Source organism: Paenalicyclobacillus cellulosilyticus (assembly GCF_014647315.1).
In the GTDB taxonomy this organism is placed as follows: domain Bacteria; phylum Bacillota; class Bacilli; order Alicyclobacillales; family Alicyclobacillaceae; genus Alicyclobacillus_J; species Alicyclobacillus_J cellulosilyticus.
The window spans coordinates 1-235 of the sequence record NZ_BMOY01000156.1 but is presented as its reverse complement, the minus strand read 5'-3'; the positions used below and the strand labels follow the sequence as shown (position 1 = coordinate 235).

The following is a 235-nucleotide window of genomic DNA, read 5'->3' as shown; positions in this document are numbered from 1 at the left end:
GGCATTCAAACGGTTGCCGTTCATTCAGACGTGGATAAAGATTTGTTACATGTTCGGCTTGCTGATGAAACCGTTTGCATTGGACCTGCTAGCTCCCAAAAAAGCTATTTAAACATCCCGGCCATTATATCCGCGGCCGAAATTACGGATGCAGTTGCCATTCATCCCGGCTATGGTTTTCTTGCTGAAAACGCAGATTTTGCCGATATTGTTGAACAAAGCGGTTTTCGCTTTA

At 44.7% G+C, this 235-nt stretch carries 1 protein-coding gene; it reads left to right on the top strand.

Features of this window, described 5'->3' with window-relative positions; all coding sequences use genetic code 11:
• The coding region (locus IEX97_RS13335) for a biotin carboxylase N-terminal domain-containing protein (RefSeq protein ID WP_308426217.1) at window positions 1-235 on the top strand (235 nt) is incomplete at both ends.